At 69.2% G+C, this 4,802-nt stretch carries 5 protein-coding genes and 2 tRNA genes; all 7 read right to left on the bottom strand.

Features of this window, described 5'->3' with window-relative positions; translation table 11 throughout:
• Nucleotides 1–210: 210 nt before the first annotated feature.
• Entirely contained in the window at nucleotides 211–1,572 is a 1,362-nt protein-coding gene (locus FJY74_09300; GenBank protein MBM3308507.1) for a hypothetical protein, read from the bottom strand.
• Between the two features lie 4 nt (nucleotides 1,573–1,576).
• The gene (locus FJY74_09295) at nucleotides 1,577–1,945 is read right to left on the bottom strand and encodes a helix-turn-helix transcriptional regulator (protein ID MBM3308506.1); all 369 of its coding nucleotides are present in this window, start codon (nucleotides 1,943–1,945) and stop codon (nucleotides 1,577–1,579) included.
• Between the two features lie 244 nt (nucleotides 1,946–2,189).
• Nucleotides 2,190–2,266, bottom strand: a tRNA-Glu gene (locus FJY74_09290).
• Between the two features lie 79 nt (nucleotides 2,267–2,345).
• Nucleotides 2,346–2,421 (bottom strand) — tRNA-Lys (locus FJY74_09285).
• A 52-nt stretch (nucleotides 2,422–2,473) separates the two neighbouring features.
• Nucleotides 2,474–3,610 (bottom strand): alanine--glyoxylate aminotransferase family protein, encoded by a 1,137-nt coding sequence (locus FJY74_09280; protein ID MBM3308505.1) that lies wholly within the window; start codon nucleotides 3,608–3,610, stop codon nucleotides 2,474–2,476.
• Nucleotides 3,607–4,209 (bottom strand): YihA family ribosome biogenesis GTP-binding protein, encoded by a 603-nt coding sequence (locus tag FJY74_09275; protein MBM3308504.1) that lies wholly within the window; start codon nucleotides 4,207–4,209, stop codon nucleotides 3,607–3,609. Before FJY74_09275 ends, FJY74_09280 begins: the two co-directional genes overlap by 4 nt.
• A gap of 75 nt (nucleotides 4,210–4,284) precedes the next feature.
• The coding region (locus FJY74_09270; protein ID MBM3308503.1) for an endopeptidase La at nucleotides 4,285–4,802 on the bottom strand (518 nt) is incomplete at its 5' end.

Genomic DNA, 4,802 nt, shown 5'->3' with positions numbered 1-4,802 from the left:
GGTGTTCGGGTCGACAGCGAGCAAGGACGGATGCGTGAACGCCCACGGCCCTGGCGGGCCACTGGAGCGCTCAGCCCATGAGATTCTAGGGCAAGCCGGGGGCGCGGTCAACGAGCGAGGCGCAGCCACGGGGAGGACCGTGATGGGGGGCGCTGAGCCCCCCGAAGCCCCGGTGCCTCGGCATCCGGTGCTCGCGGCGCGCAGCCCGCCTCACGCGAAGCCGAACACGAGCGGGAACACGATCACGACGGCGAGCGCCCAGACTGCATAGACGGGAAGGTACGAGGTCTGCCACCGCTCGAGCGCGCTGAACGGCGCGCGACCCCGCAGGAAGCGGCTGTAGAGCCACGCCGACCACGCCAGATTGACGAGAAGGACCAGGTTCTCCCCCAGCGCCGCCGTGCGGTTCGGCGTGAAGCCGAAGCCAGAGATGCGGGCCGCGATGGCCGCGAGGGCAACCGCATCAACGACGAGCGCGCTCACGACCAGGGTGAGTTGAAGCCTGTCGAAGAGACCGGGTGGCGCGAGCGGGTCCCGCGCGGAGACGGCGTACAGCAGAAGCCCGAGGACGACGACGAGCAGGAGATCGAAACCGATCAGAACCTCGCGCTCGAGGACGATGCCGCGGCCCGTCCACACCATCGTAGCGAGAAACGTCACGAGGACCAACACGAAGAGCGGCGTGAAGACGCGCGTGAGCACGGGCGCCATGTTCTCGATCACGCCCGGCTTCATCTCGACGAGCCACGCACCGACGAGCACGGCCCCCACCGCTCCGCAGGGCAGGAGCCATCGCGAGATGAGCTCCTCGGCATCGAGGCCGATGGCCCGGAACATCCCCGCCGTGAGGAGCGACAGCACGGCCCCGCCGAGCGCGATCAGCACGTAGTAGATGAAGAGCTCGCCCGAGAAGCGGATGAAGTGCATCCGCTCGCTCGACTCCCGCCAGCGGAAGCCAGTGTAGGCGACGCCCACGGCCAGCCAGAGAGCGATGGGGAGGTGGATCGCCGCCAGCGGGAGCGTCTGCCCCTGGAGCTGGAACGGGTAGAGGTTCATGATGACGGCCGCCGCGGCGAAGGCGATGAGAAGGCGCGCGAGGGCCGCGGCGCCCAGGCCCCGCTTCCAGGCGAGGTAGATGGTCAGGAACGGGAGCACGAAGAGGCTCAGGTTGCGTGCGTAGAACTCCTCCGAGCCCGGTCCAAGTCCGAGGCCGAAGAGCTCCGGAAGCCTGACCGCCACGGCGGCGGCGGCGGCGAGGACCATGACGACGGCCGTTTCGGTCCGCGGCGACTTCCCGCCCGGGTCGTCGGCCCCGAGCACGAGCTGTCGCCAGAGCCGTTCGGAGTGCTCCCGCGCGAACTCGCGGGACAGCGCGTTCAAGCTGCCGATGCGCTTCACCGCGACGAGGAACGCTTCGTCGGCAGCAAGCCCCGAGGCGGTCAGCGCCCCGATCTCGTCGCGCAGATGATCTTCGAGTTCCTCGACGTCGGAACCCGCCATCCCCCTGCCGCGGACGACGTACGCGCGCCACTCCGCGATGTGTCGTTCGAGCGCTTCTGTGTTCGCGGCCATGCGGTCAGCACTCCTGAGGCAGGAGGTCGGGAGTCGCGTGCGCGGCCAGGACCGACCAGACGTTCCGCAGCGCCGCGTCGACGGTCTGCCACTGCCGGCGCTGCGCGTCGAGCTGCTCTCTCCCCCGTTGTGTGATCCGGTAGTACTTGCGCCGCCGTCCGACGTCCGACGTGGCCCACGTCCCGGAGACGTATCCCAGGCGCTCGAGCCGGTGTAGCACCGGATAGAGCATGCCGTCGCTCCACTCAAGCCGCCCGCCCGAGAGCTCGCTCACGCGTTTGAGAATGGCATAGCCGTAGCTGTCTGCCTCCGCGAGGATTGCGAGGACGAGCGGCGTGGCGGAGGCCGCGACGAGGTCCTTGTTGATGTCCATCGTGCGTGCCACAATACATAGCGCTGCTATGTATGTCAACGGGCGAGATCGAGGCGTCCCCAACGGGATTGCCTCCGGCGGGGCGCTCCGCGCCCGCGCCGTCGGCGTACCCCAAGGTGGGCGGCTTCGCCGCCGTTCTCCTATGCGCGCTGTCCAGCGCGCGGGGTACCGAACCCGACACATCGCAGTATCCACCGGGAACAAGCAGTGAGAAGCCCGGCCACACGGCCGGGCTTCTCACTGCTGGCGTCCCCAACGGGATTCGAACCCGTGTTGCCGCCTTGAAAGGGCGGGGTCCTGACCTGGCTAGACGATGGGGACGATGTGTCCTCGTGTTCGCATCCCGCCCGCCGCTTCGGGTGGGCGCTCCACGCGCGACGCGGGCGCGGTCTGTCGTCGATGGTGGGCCGTGCTGGGGTCGAACCAGCGACGTCCTGCTTAAAAGGCAGGTGCTCTGCCAGCTGAGCTAACGGCCCGTTCTGCCGTGTCCCGCGGGTGCAACCTCTGCGTGCGGCCCACGAGCCGCCGCTACCGCCCGACCAGCACGCGCTGGAGCGCCGCGAGCCCCGCGCCCGGCTCCACCTTGTGGCCGATGCGGGCCAGCGCGCGCTCGAGCCCGCCGATGACCGTCGGCAGATCGCGCTCGCGGATGCCGCCCATGTGCCCGATGCGGATGGCCTTGCCCGAAAGCTGGTCCTGCCCCCCTGCGATCCGCACGCCGAACTCGTCGTCGAGCACGCGGACGACCTGGTTGCCGTCCACTCCGGGCGGGCACAGCGCGACCGTGAGCCCGTTCACCGGCTTGGCCGGCAGCACCCTGAACCCGAGCGCCTCGACGGCCGCGCGCACCGCCGCGCCCATCCGCGCGTGCCGCGCGTAGACATTCTCCCACCCCTCGGTGTCCATCATCTCGAGCGCCACATCCAGTCCGTACACGAGCGACACGGCCGTCGTGAACGGCGTCTGTCCCTTCTTCTGCAGCCGCTTCCACGTCATCGTGAAGTCGAAGTAGTACTTCGGGAGGTCCGACGACGACACGAGCGCCCACGCCCGCCCGTTGAGCGACACGAACGAGAGCCCGGGCGGCGTCATGAGCGCCTTCTGCGTCCCGGCCACGACGACGTCAATGCCCCACTCGTCCATTCTGATCTCGTGCACGCCCACGCTCGAGGTCGCGTCCACGACGAGCACGGCGTTGTGCCCCTTGAGGAGCTTCGACATCGCCTCGATGTCGTGCAGCGCGCCCGTCGAGGTCTCGCTGTGCACGACGAACACGGCCTTCGCGTCCGGGTGCTTCGCGGCGAGATCGGCAAGCGCGGCCGGCTCGATGCTCACCCCCCACTCCACCGCATGGTCCACGACGTCCACCCCGTACACCTTGCAGATGTCCACCCACCGCTGACCGAACTTCCCGTTGTTGAGGCAGATCGCCTTGTCGCCGCGCGAGAGCAGGTTCGCGACCGCGGCCTCCATCATGCCCGTGCCCGAACACGTGAAGATGAGCGTGTCGTTGTGGGTCTCGAGGAGCCGCCCCAGCTCGTCCTGCACGTGCCGGATCTTCTCCGAGAACTCCGGCGAGCGGTGGTGGAGGACCTGCTGCCCCACCGCGCCCAGCACCGCGCCGGGGACCTTCGTCGGGCCCGGCGTGTACAGCTTCGACTTCATGAGCGCCTCCGTTCCGCCTCCGCGGTCTTCCGGATCCACGACCAGACGGCGTCCGCTCCCTCGCCCGTGACCGCCGAGAAGAGCACCACGGGTGTCCCGGCGTCCGGCTCAAGGACGTCCGTGATCGTCCGAAGCGCCGCGGGGCGCCTGTCCCTCGAGAGCTTATCAGCCTTGGTCACCGCAAGCAACGCGGCGAGCCCGAAGTGCCGGATCCACTCGTGCATCTGCACGTCGTCCCGCGACGGCGGATGGCGCGCGTCCACGAGGTGCACGATCCCCGCGAGCTCCTTCCGCTCATGCAGGTACGACTCGATGAGCGCGTTCCACTTCGCCTTCACGCTCGTGGGCACGTTGGCGAACCCGTAGCCTGGAAGGTCCACGATCGCGAACCGTCCGTCGATCCCGTAGACGTTGATCTCGCGGGTCTTCCCCGGCGTGCGCGAGATGCGCGCGAGCCGCTTCCGGTCCGTGAGCCGGTTGAGAAGCGAGGACTTCCCCACGTTCGACCGGCCCGCGAGCGCGATCTCCGGCAGGCCCCCGCGCGGAAGCTGCCCAAGACTCACGGCGCCGACGATGAACTCCGCGCTCTTCACCCTCACACCGGACCTCCCTGCAAGAGAAAGGGCCCCGCGTCCGTCCGCGAGGCCCTCGTCCCTCCGCGCCCGTTCGGCAGTCTAGTGCGGGACCGGCGGCATGGGCGGGGCCTCGGGGAGCTGTTCGCTCACCTGTTCTTCCGGTTTCGAGGCCGTCCAGCCGTCGAACGCAAGGTCGAAGACCTGGTCGAGCCGGTCCACGAGCTTGATGCTCAGGTCCCGCTTGACCTCCTTCGGAAGCTCGGCCATGTCCTTCTCGTTCTTCGACGGGATGACGAGCGTTGTGAGACGAGCCCGGTGCGCCGCGACGGCCTTCTCGCTCAGACCACCGATCGGGAAGACCTTGCCGCCGAGCGTGATCTCGCCGGTCATCGCGACGTCGGGGCGCGTCGGGCGCTTGACGAGCGCGGAGACGAGCGCCGTCGCCATCGCCACGCCGGCCGACGGCCCGTCCTTCGGGATCGAGCCCTCCGGCACGTGCACGTGGATGTCGGTCGTCGCGAAGACCTCGTCGTCGATGCCGAGCTCGGCCGCGTGCGCCTTCGCGTACGAGAGCGCGGCCTTCGCCGACTCCTGCATGACCTCGCCGAGCTTGCCCG

The sequence above is a fragment of the Candidatus Effluviviaceae Genus I sp. genome, from assembly GCA_016867725.1.
Lineage (GTDB): Bacteria > Joyebacterota > Joyebacteria > Joyebacterales > Joyebacteraceae > VGIX01.
Note: the sequence above shows the minus strand (reverse complement) of the source record. Positions and strands in the feature narration are given on the sequence as shown.

Bases quoted from the DNA above. Each gene is read 5' to 3' on its own strand.
- FJY74_09295 (MBM3308506.1), bottom strand. From the start codon at position 1,945: ATGGACATCAACAAGGACCTCGTCGCGGCCTCCGCCACGCCGCTCGTC.
- FJY74_09300 (MBM3308507.1), bottom strand. From the start codon at position 1,572: ATGGCCGCGAACACAGAAGCGCTCGAACGACACATCGCGGAGTGGCGC.
- FJY74_09280 (MBM3308505.1), bottom strand. From the start codon at position 3,610: ATGAAGTCGAAGCTGTACACGCCGGGCCCGACGAAGGTCCCCGGCGCG.